At 73.2% G+C, this 1,423-nt stretch carries 1 protein-coding gene; it reads right to left on the reverse strand.

All coding sequences use genetic code 11. The annotated features are described in order from the left end of the window. Positions 1-701 (reverse strand): M23 family metallopeptidase (locus ACZ3YL_RS24870; RefSeq protein ID WP_465659894.1); only part of this gene is annotated, 701 nt, incomplete at its 3' end. Positions 702-1,423: the final 722 nt, after the last annotated feature.

Here is a 1,423-nt window from a genome sequence, read left to right on the forward strand (position 1 = left end):
GCGCCACCCGGACCGCCGAGGCTCTCCCAGTCGGACCAGGCGCCGTTCACCGTGGTCTGCCAGGCGTGCGAGACACCGTTCGCCCCGGCCGCGAACGCCTCCAGCCGGCCGTCCGCCGACCGAGCCGACACCACCTTCCCGGCCTGCGCCGGATACACCAGCGGCGCGGGGCGAGGACCGGTGCCCGGCGTGCAGGGCATGGTGATGCCGCGGTCCGCGAGGTACCCGATCGGATCGGTCCGCACGGTCGCGTTCGCGTCGGCCCAGACCCGCAGGTGCAGGTGCGGGCCGCTGGACTCGCCCTCGCTGCCCATCAGCGCGATCTGTTGACCGGCCGTCACATGGTCGCCGGTGGCGACGTCCCGCTCCTGCATGTGCCCGTACTCGGTGATGGTCCCGTCCGGGTGCAGGACGCGGATCCACTGGCCGTAGCCCTGCGCCGGGCCGGAGGCCAGTACCTGGCCGTCGCCGACCGCGTAGATCGGGGTGCCGTAGTTGTTGGCGATGTCGATGCCGTTGTGCTCCGGGGTGTAGCCCTGGGAGATGAACCCGGCGGCCGGACAGGACGCCGTGAACCCGGCGGCCACGGCGGGGGCGGCGGGTGCGGCCGAGGCGGAGGCAGCCGGCACGGTGACCGGCAGCAGCAGGGCGACCGCGGCCAGGGCCAGCCGCGAGCCGCGGCGGGAGAACGAGGAGAACACCCGAGCGCCCCTCACGCCGTGCGCAGCCGGTCGATGACGCCGTCGAGGTCGAGCCGCATCAGGTCGGGCCGGATGATGCCCCTGGGAGTGGGGTGGTGCGCGGTCAACGTGACCTCCTGAAGACGCGTGACGGCGGCCGCTCCCGACCGCCGGGTATCGAGCGGTTGGGACGGTAGCCACGCGCCGCGCGGCACAGAACCCGGAACCATACGGACTGACAGCAGCAGTGCGGCCGACCGAGACTGGTGCCTTTCGGGCCGCGTCGGATGCGTCGACGGATGCCGGCCACGGTGGCGCCGGCGGGACGCTCCGGCAGCGGCCGCGGTCGGCGCTCGCGAGGGCGGGCCTGGCGACCGAGGGGCCGTACCCGTGGGCGGGCGTCGAGCACTCCGAGGTGTTCCCGTCGCTGCTGCTGAACGACCCGAACACCCCACCCAAGCCCGACCCCGCCAACCGCCGCCCGAACGGCCCGGCCCCGCACCCCGCCCACCCGGCGGCCGGGCCGTACGCAGGAACTGCCGTGCGATCCGTCACCGAGGTGACCGATGTCACGTGTCCAAACTGACGCACTGTCGGTTGGGTAATCGGTCCGACCGCAAGAATGGTCAGTTGACGGACAGTTCGGGAGATGACGCCATGGGAGATGACGCGGCGAAGGCCGGCGGCCCGGAGTTCAAGCTCCGGCCGGGGGACCTGAAGGACGCCGCGCCGACCTTCGAGAA

The organism is Kitasatospora sp. NPDC023176 (genome assembly GCF_055560495.1).